At 62.5% G+C, this 15,745-nt stretch carries 16 protein-coding genes; 3 read left to right on the top strand and 13 right to left on the bottom strand.

The features are described 5' to 3' along the window. Nucleotides 1-16: 16 nt before the first annotated feature. Nucleotides 17-148, bottom strand: a complete 132-nt coding sequence (locus LOZ77_RS11900; RefSeq protein WP_370638005.1) for an Entericidin EcnA/B family protein — start codon at nt 146-148, stop codon at nt 17-19. A gap of 252 nt (nt 149-400) precedes the next feature. On the opposite strand from LOZ77_RS11900, the gene LOZ77_RS11895 reads away from it, so the two are divergent. From LOZ77_RS11895 to LOZ77_RS11885, 3 genes are read left to right on the top strand one after another with little or no spacing between them, the layout of a single operon-like run. After that, nucleotides 401-1,615 (top strand): toxic anion resistance protein, encoded by a 1,215-nt coding sequence (locus LOZ77_RS11895; RefSeq protein ID WP_230279294.1) that lies wholly within the window; start codon nt 401-403, stop codon nt 1,613-1,615. Between the two features lie 7 nt (nt 1,616-1,622). After that, nucleotides 1,623-2,492, top strand: coding sequence for a hypothetical protein (locus LOZ77_RS11890; protein ID WP_230279293.1), 870 nt, complete (start codon nt 1,623-1,625; stop codon nt 2,490-2,492). A gap of 21 nt (nt 2,493-2,513) precedes the next feature. Beyond that, the gene (locus LOZ77_RS11885) at nt 2,514-2,810 is read left to right on the top strand and encodes a polyhydroxyalkanoic acid system family protein (RefSeq protein ID WP_230279292.1); all 297 of its coding nucleotides are present in this window, start codon (nt 2,514-2,516) and stop codon (nt 2,808-2,810) included. A gap of 9 nt (nt 2,811-2,819) precedes the next feature. On the opposite strand, the gene LOZ77_RS11880 is transcribed toward LOZ77_RS11885, so the two are convergent. The 12 genes from LOZ77_RS11880 to LOZ77_RS11825 all read right to left on the bottom strand — a co-directional run bounded on the left by LOZ77_RS11880 (nt 2,820) and on the right by LOZ77_RS11825 (nt 15,738). Next, complete coding sequence (locus LOZ77_RS11880) at nt 2,820-3,260, bottom strand: DUF2721 domain-containing protein (protein WP_230279291.1); 441 nt, start codon at nt 3,258-3,260, stop codon at nt 2,820-2,822. Between the two features lie 61 nt (nt 3,261-3,321). Continuing rightward, nucleotides 3,322-4,143 carry a class I mannose-6-phosphate isomerase gene (locus LOZ77_RS11875; protein ID WP_370638004.1) on the bottom strand — a complete coding sequence of 274 codons (822 nt, stop codon included), beginning with the start codon at nt 4,141-4,143 and terminating at the stop codon, nt 3,322-3,324. A gap of 31 nt (nt 4,144-4,174) precedes the next feature. Beyond that, a complete protein-coding gene (locus tag LOZ77_RS11870) occupies nt 4,175-5,212 on the bottom strand; it encodes a mannose-1-phosphate guanylyltransferase (protein WP_230279290.1) in 1,038 nt (345 codons plus the stop codon). Nucleotides 5,213-5,221: 9 nt separating this feature from the next. Then, the gene (locus tag LOZ77_RS11865; RefSeq protein ID WP_230279289.1) at nt 5,222-6,541 is read right to left on the bottom strand and encodes a glycoside hydrolase family 130 protein; all 1,320 of its coding nucleotides are present in this window, start codon (nt 6,539-6,541) and stop codon (nt 5,222-5,224) included. Continuing rightward, on the bottom strand, nt 6,498-8,933 hold the full coding sequence (locus tag LOZ77_RS11860; protein WP_230279288.1) for a glycosyltransferase family 4 protein: 2,436 nt from the start codon (nt 8,931-8,933) through the stop codon (nt 6,498-6,500). Before LOZ77_RS11860 ends, LOZ77_RS11865 begins: the two co-directional genes overlap by 44 nt. Before the next feature lie 179 nt (nt 8,934-9,112). After that, nucleotides 9,113-9,853 carry an energy transducer TonB gene (locus tag LOZ77_RS11855; protein ID WP_230279287.1) on the bottom strand — a complete coding sequence of 247 codons (741 nt, stop codon included), beginning with the start codon at nt 9,851-9,853 and terminating at the stop codon, nt 9,113-9,115. A 76-nt stretch (nt 9,854-9,929) separates the two neighbouring features. Next, a complete protein-coding gene (locus LOZ77_RS11850) occupies nt 9,930-10,403 on the bottom strand; it encodes a prepilin peptidase (RefSeq protein ID WP_230279286.1) in 474 nt (157 codons plus the stop codon). Between the two features lie 6 nt (nt 10,404-10,409). After that, a complete protein-coding gene (locus LOZ77_RS11845) occupies nt 10,410-11,180 on the bottom strand; it encodes a tetratricopeptide repeat protein (RefSeq protein ID WP_230279285.1) in 771 nt (256 codons plus the stop codon). 20 nt (nt 11,181-11,200) lie between these two features. Then, a complete protein-coding gene (locus LOZ77_RS11840) occupies nt 11,201-12,172 on the bottom strand; it encodes a type II secretion system F family protein (protein ID WP_230279284.1) in 972 nt (323 codons plus the stop codon). Nucleotides 12,173-12,176: 4 nt separating this feature from the next. Continuing rightward, nucleotides 12,177-13,178, bottom strand: coding sequence for a type II secretion system F family protein (locus tag LOZ77_RS11835; protein ID WP_230279283.1), 1,002 nt, complete (start codon nt 13,176-13,178; stop codon nt 12,177-12,179). Next, a complete protein-coding gene (locus tag LOZ77_RS11830; protein WP_370638082.1) occupies nt 13,175-14,494 on the bottom strand; it encodes a CpaF family protein in 1,320 nt (439 codons plus the stop codon). The genes LOZ77_RS11835 and LOZ77_RS11830 overlap by 4 nt, the downstream gene beginning before the upstream one ends. A 56-nt stretch (nt 14,495-14,550) precedes the next feature. Further along, nucleotides 14,551-15,738 carry an AAA family ATPase gene (locus LOZ77_RS11825; protein ID WP_230279281.1) on the bottom strand — a complete coding sequence of 396 codons (1,188 nt, stop codon included), beginning with the start codon at nt 15,736-15,738 and terminating at the stop codon, nt 14,551-14,553. Between the last annotated feature and the right edge of the window lie 7 nt (nt 15,739-15,745).

The raw sequence follows: 15,745 nt of genomic DNA, 5'->3' as shown, positions 1-15,745 counted from the left end.
CGTCAGGGCGCAGCGATCAGTCGATCGCTTCCTCGCCCGCGCGGCCGACCGAGCTGATATCCTCGCCCAACCCCTTCACCGTGTTGCAGGCGGCGAGCGCCAGAAGGGTCGCGGTCATGGCGGCGGTGAACACAGTCTTGCGGAACATTTTTGGTCGTCCTGAGGAATTGGCCCGAACATGGGCTCTTGCCCGCAAATCTAGCGCAGCGTGCGAATTGCGCAATATGCGCGGATGCGGTTGCGAACAGCCATGGTTTGTCGCATTCCTTTGCCCGTCACAGTCCCCTGCCAGAATGGCATGCCCCGAATGACCGGCGGCAGGCATTCTTGAAACGACTGTCTTATATTGCTAATACACCAATCCTAACGGGGACGTCCCCGGCAAGAGATCAGGAACACGATGGCCGACCAGACCGTACCCACCGCGACTGCGACCGAGACCGAGCTGACGCTGGAAGCGCCCAGCCCCGTGCCCGAGGTAAAGCCCGAAAAGGCGGCGGGCCTCGTCCCCGTCAGCGAAGAGGTGAAGTCGAAGCTTGAATCCAAGGTCGAAAGCTTTGTCGAGGATCTGATCGCCGCCGACGCCAATTCGCCCGAATTCGGCAAGAAGGTCGACCAGTTGACCAATATGGGCCGCAAGGAAATCGTCGCGGCGGCGGGCCAGTCGAACCGCTTTCTCGACCGTCCGGTCCGCGCCATGGATCAGGATACGGGCGTTGGCGCCGATCTGGCAGAATTGCGCCGCACGGTCGAGGAACTGGACCCCGGACGTCAGGGCAAGCTGTCGGGCCCGCGCAAGATTCTGGGCATCATCCCCTTCGGCAACAAGTTGAAGAACTATTTCGACAGCTATTCCAGCGCGCAAACGCATATCCAGTCGATCCTGACGCGTCTTGCCAGCGGCAAGGACGAGCTGTTGATGGACAATGCCGCCATCGACACCGAACGCGCCAAATTGTGGGAAGCGATGGGCAATCTGGAACAGATGATCCACATTTCCAAGGCGCTGGACCGCGAGCTTGAGAATGCGGCGAACGAGCTGGACGTTTCCGACCCTGCCAAGGCCAAGGCGATCCGCGAAACCGCGCTGTTCTATACGCGCCAGCGCACGCAGGACCTGCTGACGCAAATGGCCGTGTCGGTGCAAGGCTATCTCGCGCTGGATCTGGTCAAGAAGAACAATGTCGAGCTGGTAAAGGGCGTCGATCGCGCCAGCACCACCACCGTTTCCGCGCTGCGCACCGCAGTCACCGTGGCACAGGCGATGACGAACCAGAAACTGGTGCTGGGGCAGATCACCGCGCTCAATACCACCACGGCGGGAATCATCGATTCGACCAGCACGCTGCTGAAACAGCAGACGGGCACGATCCACGAACAGGCCGCATCCAGCACGATCCCGCTGGAAACGCTGCAACGCGCGTTCCAGAACATCTATGACACGATGGACACGATCGACAATTTCAAGGTGAAGGCGCTCGATTCGATGAAGCAGACCGTCAACACGCTGTCTGACGAGGTGGAGAAGTCGCGCGGCTATATCGCGCGGGCAGAGGGCGCCAATCGCGCCGCTGCCGAAATCCAGCAGTCCGATCTGCTGAGCATCGAGGGCTGAGGCACGGATGGCCGACAGCACGCACGATTCCGACCGGATCATGGCCTCGGCCAAGTCCAGCCTGACGCATCAGCGCGCGGGCGGACGGCGTGCGGGCAGCGGGTCGATCGGCAAGGGTTCGGCCAGAATCAAGCGCGAGCATCTGACCGGCAAGCTGCTGCGGCTGGCCATGGCGCTGGCGGCCATCGTGATCGCGTCGATGGGCTTTGGCCTGTTCGTCTCGGCGCTTGGGTTCGAAGGGTTGTTCGTCACCGTCCTGCTCATGATCGTCGCGGCGTTCTTCTTCCTGCGCTATCCGCGGATAAAAGTGCCCAAGCGGGAGGAGCTGACCCGCGGCAATCTGAAACAGACGGTCGCCCGCACCGAATTATGGCTGGAATCGCAGCGCCCGGCCCTGCCCGCACCCGCGGTCAATCTGGTCGAACAGATCGGCAGCCAGCTCGACGGGCTGGGCGTGCAACTGACGGGGCTGGACGAAAACACCCCCGCCGCTGTCGAAGTGCGCAAGCTAGTGGGCGAACATCTGCCGCAAATGGTGGCCAGCTATACCGCGATCCCCGCCCATTTGCGGGCCGAGGCGCGGGCGGGCGGCACGCCCGACCGGCAACTGGTCGACGGGCTTCAGCGGATCAGCGGCGAGATCGATGTCGTCACCCGCCAGCTGGCCGAGGGCGCGCTGGACGAGCTTGCGACCCGCAGCCGCTACCTCGATTACCGCTATGGCGGGCCGGATATGCCGCTGGGAGAAATCTCGCCCCCCGATACCGCGCTGCCCCCGCCCTCTGCCAGCGATACGGCCCTGCCCGAAGCTGACGGCGACAGCGGTGTGCCGCTGAATTTCGACAAGAGCCCGCTGCCATCGCGCAGCAAAAGCTGAGACCCGAGGACAGCCCCCGATATGCGCGTCGCCGTTCCCCATTCGCTCGACCGTGCCGAAGTGCGCCGCCGTCTCGACACGCGGCGCGACGATATGGCCGGTTTCATCCCCGGCGGGCTGGCGCAGATCGAAACGTCATGGTCGGGCGAGGACCGGATGATGATGGTGATCCGCGCCATGGGTCAGGAACTGACCGGCCATGTCGATGTGGAAGACGCGCAAGTCGTGTTTGAAATCGACCTGCCGCCCGGCCTGTCCTTTGTCGAACCGATGATCAGCGGCGCGCTGGAAGACAAGGGCCGCAAGCTGTTGAGCTGACGCGTGCCGCTAAAGCTTACGGTGCCTTTCGAGCAATTCGGAAGGAATGCGCAAGGTGCTGGATGCCAGCCGTGCTTCGGACAGGAATGTGACCAGCGCGACCATCAGCAGGCTGAGCGCAAGCAGGAAGAACAGCCCGTCCAGCCAGCCCAGATCCGCCCAGTAATAGGTCGTCAGAAAGATCGACAGCACGGTCAGCCCGATCATCAGCGCCGAGACCACCAGCAACAGCATGGCGCGATTGATCATGGCAATGCGCTGATCCACCGACCTGATCTCGCGCACGACCTCGTCATGCTCGGCCCCCTGGGTTTCCTTATATTTCACCTGCAGCACGCGGGCGCGATCGACCACGCGGCCAAGGCGGCCTGCCAGCAGGTTCAGTATGTTCCCGATCGCGACCAGCACGAACACGGGCGCAAGGGCGAGTTGAATGGTCTGCGCGATCATGGCCGCAAATGTAATCCGGCGCGGCGCGGGTGCAAGACGCGATCAGCGCCGGTGATGCGATTCAGACTGCGCGGGCGATCAGGCAACGGCCTGCGGGTGGAAAGCCCACATCCTCAATGCTTTGCGCCAGCGCGCATTGCCCTGGTTCGACCATATCCGTCCCGATCCGAACCGGCCCGTCGCGCGGGATGACCAGCAAGGCACCGGGATAATCGGCGACGATACCGGCATCGGGCAGCCCGTCGAGCCGGTCGAGCAGGAAAAACGGCCCGTCGACCAGCCTCATCGTGCCGCGATCGGGCACATGAAAACGCAGCGACGGATCGTGCGGGGCGCCCTTGGCCACGGCCATCCCCTTGTCCAGATGCAATTCGCGCGGACGGCCATAATCGTACAGCCGGTAGGTAATGTCCGAATTCTGCTGCACCTCGATCAGGCTGACGCCCGCGCCGATGGCATGCACCGTATTGGCCGGAATATAAAAGAAATCGCCAGCCTTCACCTCGTGCCAGACCAGCATATCCTCTATCGAGCCATCCAGCGCGGCGGTACGCATCGCATCGGCATCAATATTGTCGGCAAACCCCACGCCCAGTGTCGCGCCGGGATCGGCGTCGATCACATACCAGCATTCCGACTTGCCCTGACGCCCCTTGCCTACAGCTTCGGCCTGATCGTCGTCCGGATGGGTCTGGATCGACAGCTTTTCCGACGTGAAGATATATTTGACGAGCAATTCGTCCAGTTCGGCGGGCGGTTCGAACCATACCTCGCCAATACGCTTGCCCGCAGGTGCCGCGAACGGTGCCGGAAGCACATCGCGGCCCCAGACCTTTTCGACTTCGCGCGTGGGCAGGATCGTCATCGCCCCAACCTCGATCATGGCCGCCGACATCACTTGCCCGATGCCCGGATCATTGCTTGGCCGCGCCTTCCAGCTTGCCGACCTTTTGCGCGCCGGCGGCGGTGGTCACCAGCACTTCGTCACCATCCACCACGACAACCACATCGTCCAGTCCAATTACGGATACGCGCGGACCATCACTTTCGACGTAGACATTGTTGCAATCGACCAGTTCCGCACGGCCATTGACCGTGTTGCCCGAACCGTCGCGGATCAGTGCATCGCGCAGGCTGGTCCAGCTGCCGATATCGGACCAGCCCATGCTGGCGGGGACCATGGCGGCGCGACTGGTGTTTTCCATCACCGCATAATCGACCGATTCGGATTCGATGGCGGCAAATGCCTCTGCATCGGGGTGAAAACGACGACCCTCGACATGGCCTGCCTCTGCCGCCTTGCGCGCTGCGGCCGCGATGGCGGGACGGTGGGCTTCCAGCTCTTCCATAAAGCGGTCGGCGCGAAAGGCGAACAGCCCGCCGTTCCAGCTATACCCGCCGTCGGCCAGGAACTGCTGTGCCCGTTCCCGATCGGGCTTCTCCACGAAACGCTCGACCTTGTAGGCTCCGTCCCCGATGGGCTCGCCCCGCTTGATATAGCCATAGCCCGTTTCGGGCGATGTCGCGGTAATGCCGAACGCGACCAGCCATCCTTCATCGGCCAGATCCGCCGCGCGCTTCGCTGCCTGCGAAAAGGCGGCGGTGTCGGCGATATGGTGGTCCGACGGGCAGACCAGCATTACGGTTTCAGGCGGCAGGCGGCAGGCGGCCATGGCGATGGCGGCTGCGGTATTGCGGGCCATCGGCTCCACGATCACGCCGGCACCGGGGGAATCGCCCAGCTGCGCATCGACATGCGCCAGATGCCCCTCGCCCGTGACCACGATGGGCGGTCCGAAACTGTCGGCATCGGCGCAGCGGGCCAGCGTGCCCTCGAACAACGTATTGTCGCCGATCAGCGGCAGAAAGGGTTTGGGAAAGCTTTTACGCGAACGCGGCCAAAGCCGCGTACCGCTGCCGCCGCACAGCACGACCGGAACCATCTTTGCCATTGCGGGGCTTCACTCCATCATCGCCAGTAGTTCGTTTACAGAGCAGCTGGCAAAGCCGACCGCGCTGTCCGAGATACCATATGGAATCAACAGACTGCCGCCCAATTTCAAGGCCCCGCAAGTATATACCACATTGGGCACATAGCCCGACCGGTCGTCATCCTCCGCCGCCAGCACCGGCGCGGGACTGCGCGCCAGCACCTTCGACGGGTCGTCACGGTCCAGCAGGGCACAGCCCAGCGAATATTTGCGCATGGCCCCCACCCCATGGGTAAAGAGCAGCCATCCTTCGTCGGTAAGGATGGGGCTGCCGCAATTGCCTATCTGGATGAATTCCCAAGGATATTTCGGGCCCATAAGCATGACCCCCTCATCATCCCAGTTCACCAGATCGTCGGAGAATAACAGGAACAGGTTCTTGCCATCCTGCCGACCGACCATCGCATAGCGGCCACCGATCTTGTTCGGGAACAGGGCCATGCCCTTGTTACGCCCCGCTGTGCCCAGAATCGGCTCCAACGTGAAGGTACGAAAGTCGCGCGTGCGCATCAGCTCGGACCGGATCGAGTGGCCCGAATAGGCGGTATAGGTGCCGATCCATTCAAAATCCGACGCACCGTTTTCATCGGGACCGTGGTCGAAGCGCACCAACCGCAAATCCTCCAGCCCGCCCGCCTGCTGTTCGGTAATGGGAAAGATCACCGTGTTCGACAGGCTGCTGTCCGGATGGCGATGCACCTCGACCGCGCAATCGCCTTCGGTCGAGCAATCGGCGGAGTTGGCGGCAGTGGCAAAGCTGGATTGCGGCCACAGGCGAAACGATCCGTCCGCCTCCATAATGCCTTCGCGAAACGCGACCGAGCTGATGTGCCCCTCGCCCACTGCGCGAAGGCTCATCACGAAACGGCAGGAATCGGCGCTCATCCCGCTCTGGTCGGGATGCGGCACGATCGACGGGTTCATCAGCGCCGCGGCGGCATAGGTATATTCATGGCAGAAATAGCTGCCGATCAGCTTTTTGCGCAGATCGGAATAGGCCGCCGGATCAAGCTCCAGCGTCTCCTCTACCTCGGCATAGCGTTCCAGGAACATCTGTTCCGTTTGCCAGTGCCGTTCCAGAAAATCGTGGCAGACATGCGCATATTCCGCCGCGGCCGCTTCTTCCGACAGGCTGGCGATATCCTCGACCAGCCGCATGGCGCGATTGCCATCGGCGGTGCGGGCCTGCCAGCCCAGATGAAACGGTCGAAGAACTACGCGTGAATGGTCGGCAAAGAGCCTGCTGTCAGAAATTCGCAGCGGGCTTTTCGGATAATCGCCTTTTCTCAAGGATCTCTCCCGCGTGAAACGCCATTGACTGGTCGTCCGCTTCGGATTCGGGCGACTCCGACTCGTCCGATTGCGAACGTGTCAGCGCTACCACGCCGTAATGCGCAAGCTGAAACGCCAAAATCGATTCCGCGCCGCAATTGCGGTTGGGGCCGCGCGGGGTGATCCCGTCGCGGCATTGTCCGCTGGCCAGATCGGCCAGCACGGCGCCGCGATCGTTATGGCCGAAAAACCAGCGATAGGCTGTTTGCGCATGGTCGATCCAGCGCTGCGACGGATCGGCGCGATAGGCGCTGGCCGCCGCTTCGACTGCGGCTTGCGCTTCCAACGGTTGCTGATCGAAGGGCAGCGCTTCGTGCGGATGGGTAAAGCTGTCCGACCCGACGGGGCGGAACTGGCCGCTGGCGGAAAGCTGCATCGTCGAAATCCAGCGCAGGCTGGACAGCCCGGCCAGCACCCATTCGCCATGGCCGGTGATGCGGCCCGCCTCTATCAACGCCTGCGACAGGCGTGGATTGTCATAGCCGAGCACGGTTTCGAACCAGCCCCAATCGGGGCGGCGCGATTCGGCCAGCAGCCGGTGAAGGAATTCGCCGCTGCGGTTCAGTAACGAAAGTGCGCCCGCGTGATCCGGTTCGCCTTCGATCCGGCAAGCCGCGCCAAGCGTGGCAAAGGCGATGGCGCGCGGCGATTCGATCGCGTCCATCATCGCCAGCACTTCATCGAACAGACCGCGTGCCCACCAGCGCAAATCCTCGCTCCGCCCGCGCAAGGCGGTATGGCCCAGCGCCCAGAGCGCGCGACCATTGGCATCGTCAGAGCCGCATTCCTCGCCCCAGCTGCGGTCGTAATGCATGAAGTTACGGAACCGCTGCGCTTCGGGGTTCCATGCATGGTTGATAAAGGCGGCGAATGTCGCGCCAAGGCGATCCGCGGTCGGCGCGTCCATCGCCTCCGCCTCGCTCACCAACATCAGTGCGCGGGCATTATCGTCAAGGCAATAGCCATGCCGACGGTCGGGCACTTGTCCGATGGCGTGCTGGACCATGCCGGTATCGTCGCACATCGCAACAAACCCCGACAAACCCGGGGTCCGTAAATCGCAAGTCGCCAGTTCGATCATCGGGCGGCGCGGCGCGTCGGCAGCGACATGATCGATCATGCGCACCACCCCATCGGCATAGCGTGGCCAGATCGTCTCCCGCCCGCGGGCATAGGCCCGGCGTTGCAGCGCTTCCAGCTCCGCCGGATCGTCCAGCAAGCGATTCACCGCATCCGCGATCGCACCGCTTGAACATGGCTCGATCAGCTCGCCCACGCCGTCCGCCAGCAATTCGGCGGCATGCAGATAGGGCGTTGAAATCACGGCCTTACCCAGCGCAACCGCATAGCTGAGCGTGCCCGATGTCGATTGCTGAAGATTGGGATAGGCAGTGACATAGATATCGCTCGCCTCCAGCTGGTCGAGCAACTCTTCCGTCTCGACAAAGCGGTCGACCCATTCGATATGGTCTGCCACGCCCAGATCGTCGGCCAAAGCTTTAAGCCTTTCGCGATAGGCTTCACCCTGCTCTGCCACCAGATTGGGGTGGGTCGCGCCGACTATGCGATAGAGGAAATCGGGATGGCGCGCCGTGATGGCTGGCATCGCCTCGATCACATGCTCCAGCCCCTTGCCGGGCCCGATCAGCCCGAAGCTCATCATCACCTTGCGGTTTTCGATGCCCAGCGCCTGCTTGAACAAGTCTTGCCGTCCGAACGGACGGTCGGGCGCGCCGTGTTCGATGACAGTGATGCGGGCGTCGCCCACATTATACATCTGCATCAGCAAATCGCGCGAATGGCGGGCCATGACCATTACTTGCGAGGCACGATCGATCAGCCGCTCCAGTATGGCGCGCTGGCGCGGCGAGGGATCGGCCAGCACCGTGTGCAGCGTCACAATCAGCGGCGCGGCCACGCGATCGACCAGATCGAGCACCATCTCGCCGCAATCGCCGCCGAAAATGCCATATTCGTGCTGCAGCCAGACCGCATCGACACCCGAATCGTTGATCCGGCGCGCCATGCGGGCGTAGTCGGCGCGCTCATCCTGCAGAATTTCGCCCGCAATGGCTCCGTGATCGACGGGCCTTGCCGGATCGGCCATCGCATAGACATCGAAGGTCACATCAGGATGATAGAGCGCTGCCTGTTCGACAATATCGCCGGTAAATGTGGCGATGCCGCATTTGCGGGGAACATAGGTGCCGATCAGGGCAACGCGGCGGCGCGCGGTCTGCGCGGCGGGATCGGAAAAGAGACGAATGACTTCGCTGCCACCCTTATCGGGTGTTCGCAGCCCCTGGCCCGGCTGGCGCGGTGGTAAATCCTTCGTAGTCCCGTTTCCCATTGCTGCGTAGTCCCCGGCGTTGAGGCGATATTCCCCCCAATGCGCCCAACCTGCTTCCGGTTCCTTCGCACTTGCAAAACTGCCGCAAGAATCGGGCGACTGGGCGCATCGTAACCCGCTTTACCCGCCCGACAAAGCAACCATAGAGGAGTAGAACCAGATTTCGCAGGCGCAGCAAGCTAAGTACCCAGAAAGAAAGACTGCCGCCATCCGGTAGTATCGGGGACAGGATTGCCATTTCGATCGGTGGCAGGTCTGTAACGAAATCTTTGTTCGATCAGGCGACATGTTATGCGATCCGCTTCCGGATCGCCGCTGGGTCTGGCGATCCGGCAATTGCGTGGGATGCCATCGATGCCCACGGTGTAATAAACGGTGACCGACGTGCCCGATCGTGCCTTGCTGCCACTTCGCGGATAATCGCGCGCATCGACAATATCGCCCGCGATCTTGACCGCGCGGCGGGCGACAATGCCTCCCATGCCGCTGCCCGATCCACCGCTGCCCGTTCCGAAACCGGTGCCGCCGCCGCCCGATCCGCTGCCTGCATCTGCCGCGCCCGAGCGTCTTTCGGTTCCCTCGGCCGGAGCGACAGGCAAGGGCGGATCAGGCTTGATCACCTGCTTGGGTGGCGGCGCGGCCTTGGGCGCCGGCTCTGCTCTGGGGGCGGGCGGTGCGCTGGCACCCTCAGGCTCGGGATCGGGTTCAGGGGGCGGAGGCGGAGGCGGAGGCGGAGGTTGGGGCGCGCCGACATCGAAGGCCATGATCGAACGGGCCGATTGCGGCAGCACATCGATGTCGAATGCGCGCAGCAAGGCATAAATCGCGCCCAGATGTATCAACGCCACCAGCGCGATCACCGCCATGCGCTGTCCGCGTGACTTGCCGTTTCGGTTCGAAGGACGGGGCGGAAGGGTCATCGGGGATCAAATCCGCAGGCGTTTACCCCGTTCCCTTCCTGTGCGCTGTCCCCTGCAACAGTTGCGAACGCGGAGGTTAGCCGGGCCAGAATCCCAGCGCCGGGACCGAGACGACCGCGAAAATGCCGCCCAGTGCAATTGCCACGCCATAGGGCAGCGGGCTCTTGCGCGAAACGGCCTTGCCGCTCAGCTTTGCCCAGACCAGCCATGCGACAATCAGCAGCAGCCCCGCAATGCCCAGTCCGACCAGATAGGCAACACTGTGCTGGATCGGAATCCACAAGGCGCAGACGGCGAAGAACTTCGCATCGCCGCCGCCCCATGCGCCAATGGCGAACAGGCCGATGCCGACCACAAGCGCCGCCGCGAAATGCGCCAGTCCCCATGCCAGACCCATCCAGCCGAACATCACCGGCACGGCGACCAGCCCGACGACCAGAACGGCAAGGTTCAGGCCATTGGGTATGATCTGTTTGCGAAGATCGGTCCATGCCCCCGCAAGGGCGAGCAGGCAGAACACCGCCAGATAGGCGGCCGGCAGAAATGACACGATCTATCAGTCCTGTGCAGACAGCGATGCCTGATTATCGTTGAAGACGAGGCGGATCGGATAGCCGCGACGGGCCGCCGCGCTGCGCCTTGCACGCGCGATCACCGCCCGGCTTTCACTGACGGATTCTGCGCGAACGGCGGTACGGACCGGAGGTGCGGCTTTGACCGGCGCAGCGGCGGATGCAACGCGAACTTCGCTGCGCGACACGCGCACCGCATCGCTGGCAGGCTTGCCTGCAACGGCAATGCCGGTGGCGGGCTTTGCGCCGATTGTGATCGCGCCCCGCTTCTCAAGCTCGGGCTCTGCCGCGATGGCGGGCAGTTCGGGCAGCGCCATTTGCGCCATTTCGACCTGCTGAACCTGCGGCATCGCATCGGGCATCACCGGTGTGCGGTTTTCCAGCCGCGCAAGATTGCGCGAAAAGCGGTCGTCGTTCGGCGCTGCAGCCACGGCCTGGTTGAAATAGCGATGCGCCAGATCGGTGCGACCCAGCTGGTCATAGGCGATGGCCATGCCGTTAAAGGCTTCGCCCGCAAAGCGCGGATCATAGGACGCCTGCCGGAAAGCGGTGATCGCCTGCGTCGTCAGCCCCTTTTCAAGGTAGTAGCGCCCGACCGCGAGGCGGCCTTCGAAATAATCGCCCATATCCACATTCTGCGGATCGCCGCGAGACGCGGTCGACGGCCCGAAAATCGCCTGACAGCCCGACAGCGCCAGCGCAGCGGCGACAATCCCCGTTGCGGTCATGGCCTTTCTGGTGTTGGTTTTCAGCATCTTAGGATTCCCCCCTATCCTTACCCGTTCATCAGCGGGAAAATGTCGCGCACGACACGAATGCTCGCGGGCAGCATCAGCACGCCGATCATCGTCGGCAGCATGCATACCACAAGCGGCACGGAAATCAGGACCGGAATGCGATGCGCCTTTTCCTCGGCGCGCATCCGGCGTTTTTCACGCATTTCGCTGGCATAGACGCGCAGGGTGGACGAAATGCTCGTCCCCAGCTTGTCCGATTGCACCAGCAGCGTGGTGAAGGAGCGGATTTCGTCCACGCCGGCCATATCGGCCATCTTGCGGAACGCTTCCTCGCGGCTGGCCCCGGCGCGCAGCCGCAGCACGGCCACTGACAGCAACTGCGATACCAGCGGGTGAGACTGAACCATCTCGCGTCCCACACGGTCCATGCCTGCCTCGATCCCCAGCCCAGCCTCTACGCAGACGAGCAGCAGGTCGAGGCAATCGGGGAAACCGTTCACGATTTGCTCGCGCCGCCGGTCGGCCTTGGCCTGCACATAGATATTAGGCAGATACAGGCCCAGAAAGCCCAAAATCGCGCCAAAGAAATAAACCGTGAAAAAGCCCGGAGGTTCGGGCCGTGAATAGACGATCAGCACAAAGCCGACCACCAGCACGAAAGGCAGCACCAGCCGCGTCAGCGTAAAGATCCGCGGTGCTGCCGGATGGGTGTAACCCGCCTCGATCAGCTTGTCGCGCAAGCGCTCGCTCTTCGTATCGGCCAGGCTGAGGCCCGTGCGCTCGACCATGTCGGCCAGATTGCTCCACGCCGAATTATTGTTTGATTCGCGCAGGCTTGCCGCCGTTTGCGCCTCGCGCCGGTCGGTGCCCAAAGTTTGCAGCCCCGCACGGATCTGCGACCGACGCGAGAATGCGCCAAGCGCCAGATACACCAGCGCGGCGACAATCGCGAACAGACCAACAAGCGTGGCGATGCGCGCGGTCTGGTTGGCGAGGATGAAATCAATCATGGCGTCAGACCTTCAGATCGATGATCTTGCGGATCCACAGGAACCCGGAAACATACATCACCATCAGCACGATAAAGCCGATGATGAACATCCGGTCCTCTGCCACCGACAGATAGAATTCGGGGTTCACCATGAACAGGCCGATAAAGGCTGCAACCGGCAGGATGGTCAGCATCCAGCCCGTCATGCGTCCTTCGGAACTGAGCGCACGAACCTTCATATACAGGCTGGCACGGGCGCGGATCACTTCCGACAGGTTCTGAAGGATTTCGGCAAGATTACCGCCGGTTTCGTTCTGTACCGAAAGCGAGACAACGAACATGCGTATATCGTCAAGGTCCCAGCGTTCGGCCATGGCGGTCAGCGCGTCGGTCAGCTCTGCGCCATAGGCGACTTCGTCAGCGACCAAACCGAATTCGCTGCCGATGGGGTCTTCCATTTCCTCGGTCAGCAATTCCAGCGCGGCGGCGATCGGATGCCCCGCCCGCAAGGCGCGGACGAACACGTCGAGCGCGATGGGAAACTGTTCTTCGACACGCTTGCGCCGCTTGGTCGCTATCATCGACAGCACCATGACCGGCAGCACGAATGAAGCCGATGCCGCCAGCACGATCGACAGCAGGATCGTGCCCGCCGTAAAGCGGAAACCCGCCCCGCCGATCAGCAGCATCAACAACGCCGATAGAACAACAAAGGCCGCCCCCATCACCATGATCATCTGCGGCGGGGTAAAGCCGACCTGCGCCGCCAGCATGGTGCGCTCCAGCTTTTGCAGCATATGCGCGAAAACAGGCGGCAGATTGGCATGGTCCTGCGGCGTGTTCTTGCGCAACCGCGCCAGAATCTCGTCGCGGCTGGTGCCTTCGCGGATCATCGCCAGCCGCTTGTTGACCGCGCGGCTATGGGCTGTTTTCGACCAGCTGTAATTCAGGCCAAGTTGCACGATCAGAAAGACCGTGCCGAAAATCGCCAGCAGCGTCAGCGCCTTGAGAAGTGTCTCGATCATGAGCCCATCTCGAAGTCGGGGCGGAACAGTTCGGGCTGAAGATTAATGCCCGCCGACAGCGCATCGGCATGGAACTTGGGCCGGATGCCCGTCGCCTCGAACTTGCCGATGACATTGTTATTCTCGTCGCGGCCCGTGATCTTGTAGCGATAGATTTCCTGCATGGTGATCGTCTCACCCTCCATGCCGGTCAGTTCTGACAGGCTGAGCACGCGGCGGCGACCGTCGGCAAGACGGCCGACCTGCACCACGACATTGATGGCCGATGCAATCTGCGCGCGCGCCGAGCGTGGCGGCATGTCGATCCCGCTCATCCCGATCATCTGTTCCAGACGCGACAGCGCATCGCGCGGCGTATTGGCGTGCACCGTGGTCATCGACCCGTCGTGGCCGGTGTTCATCGCCTGCAACATGTCGAACGCTTCACCGGCGCGAACCTCGCCCACAATGATCCGGTCGGGGCGCATGCGCAGCGCGTTCTTGACCAGTTCGCGCTGGGTCACCTCGCCCTTGCCCTCGACATTGGCGGGGCGCGTTTCGAGGCGGGCGACATGTTCCTGCTGCAGCTGAAGTTCGGCCGAGTCCTCGATCGTGACGATGCGTTCGCGCGGATCGATATAAGAACTCATGGCGTTCAGCAGCGTCGTCTTGCCCGAACCCGTACCGCCCGAGATCAGCACGTTGCGGCGCGATGCGACCACAGCGCGCATCACATGAGCCATCGGTTCGGGCACCGATCCCAGTTCGATCAGCCGGTCGATACCGATACGCTTTTTGGCGAATTTACGAATGGACAGCAGCGATCCGTCGACTGCCAGCGGCGAAACGATGGCGTTTACGCGCGAACCGTCGGCCAGACGCGCGTCGACGAAGGGCGAGGATTCGTCGATGCGGCGGCCCACCGCGCTGACGATCTTCTGAATGATGCGCATCAGATGCTTGTCATTCTGGAACTCGGTCGGCGCTCGCTCCAACAGGCCGTTGCGTTCCACGAAAACGATTTCGGGCCCGTTCACCAGAATATCGGTAATCGAATCATCCTGCAGCAACGGCTCCAACGGGCCGAGGCCGAGCAATTCGTCGAGCACATCCTCGACCAGAGCGGTGCGTTCGGTGCGGTTGAGCGGCTCTTGCCGCTGCATCAGGATTTCGCCGATGATCTCGGAAATCTCGGTCCGGATCTGCTCGCGCGGCATTTGTTCCAGCGCGGACAAGTTGATCTTGTCGAGCAAGGCCCGGTGGATAGAAACCTTGAGGTCGAGCGCCCGCTTTTTCGACTCGTCCTGCTCGCCATCCAGCGTTTGCAGCGCCGCCATCGACACCACGCCCTCGGGCTGGACGGATTGCTCCGCGCGCTTGACCGACCATTTCATCAGTCTTCACCCCCATGACGCTGGCACAGCATCTCTGCCAGCTTGGCGACATCCTTTAGGAAGGGCGCCTTCTTATTGATCTCACCCAGCAGGATCCCCTGATCTTGCGCGGAATCGAGTCCGGCCTTGTCCTTCGCGATTGTCGCGGCGACATTGCGGTGCAGCGTGTCCGACACTTCGTGCACGCCGATCGACTGGAACATCTTCTTCTCGGCCCGGTTGACGATCAGCCGCATATTGTCGCGCGGCACATCCATCATGTCGAACAGCTCAAGACAGCGCTTGGTCTGGCGCAGGCCGGTGATGCTCTGATCGGTCAGCACCAGCATATCGGTGCAGGCCAGCGCGGCGGACAGCGACCAGTTGGTCCAGTTCACCGGCAAGTCGAGCAGCACATAATCATATTCGCGCCGCGCCAGCGTGAGCATACGCAGCAGGCGGTCGACGTCCACGTCTTCCAGCGGCGTGATCTGGGCGGGCGCCGCGACGATGTAATGGCCGTATTTCGTCTTCACCGCAGTATCGCGGATCAGGTCGCCATCCAGCCGTTCGCCCGCTTCCAGCAGGTCCAAAACGCTGTTCTGCGGGGTAAGACCCATTTGCGTCGCCACCTCGCCAAATTGCAGGTCGAGGTCGATCAGGCAGACGCGCGAACCACACGCGCCGTCATCGGCAATCGCCGATGCAAGATGGGTCAGAATGGTGGTCGCCCCCATGCCGCCGACGGCATGGACCATGGTCGCCATCGGCGCGAGCCGGTCCATGCCCGCCGAATGGCTATTGGTGGCAGCAGCGTCGATGACCTGCGCGAATAATTCGTCGAAATCGAACGGCAGAGCGACCACATCGGCCACGCCCTGACGTAATAATGCGCGCACAAGGCGCAGATCGGCGTTCTCGACAGCGGCTAGCAGCGGCAGATTGGGCCGTTCGCGGCGCACCTGCTCCATCCGCAACAGCGAGGCTTCGCTGTTGGGATCGATTTCCAGCACCAGCATCTCGGCCTGGTCCATCACATTGTTCGGAACGGGTTGACCTGCATCGAGTGCGATCGTGTTGAGCTTGCTTGCCCGGTTGCCCCCGACCGCCCCGTCGAGACGTGCGATATGGGCCGGACTTGCGACGACGAAAGCATTCATGGGCAGTTCGGTCCCGCTATTGCCTGCGATGTTGAGTTCACTTCTCATCTGCCAA

Origin of the sequence: Croceicoccus sp. Ery15 (genome assembly GCF_020985305.1) — a bacterium.
Classification (GTDB): domain Bacteria; phylum Pseudomonadota; class Alphaproteobacteria; order Sphingomonadales; family Sphingomonadaceae; genus Croceicoccus.
Note: the sequence above shows the minus strand (reverse complement) of the source record. Positions and strands in the feature narration are given on the sequence as shown.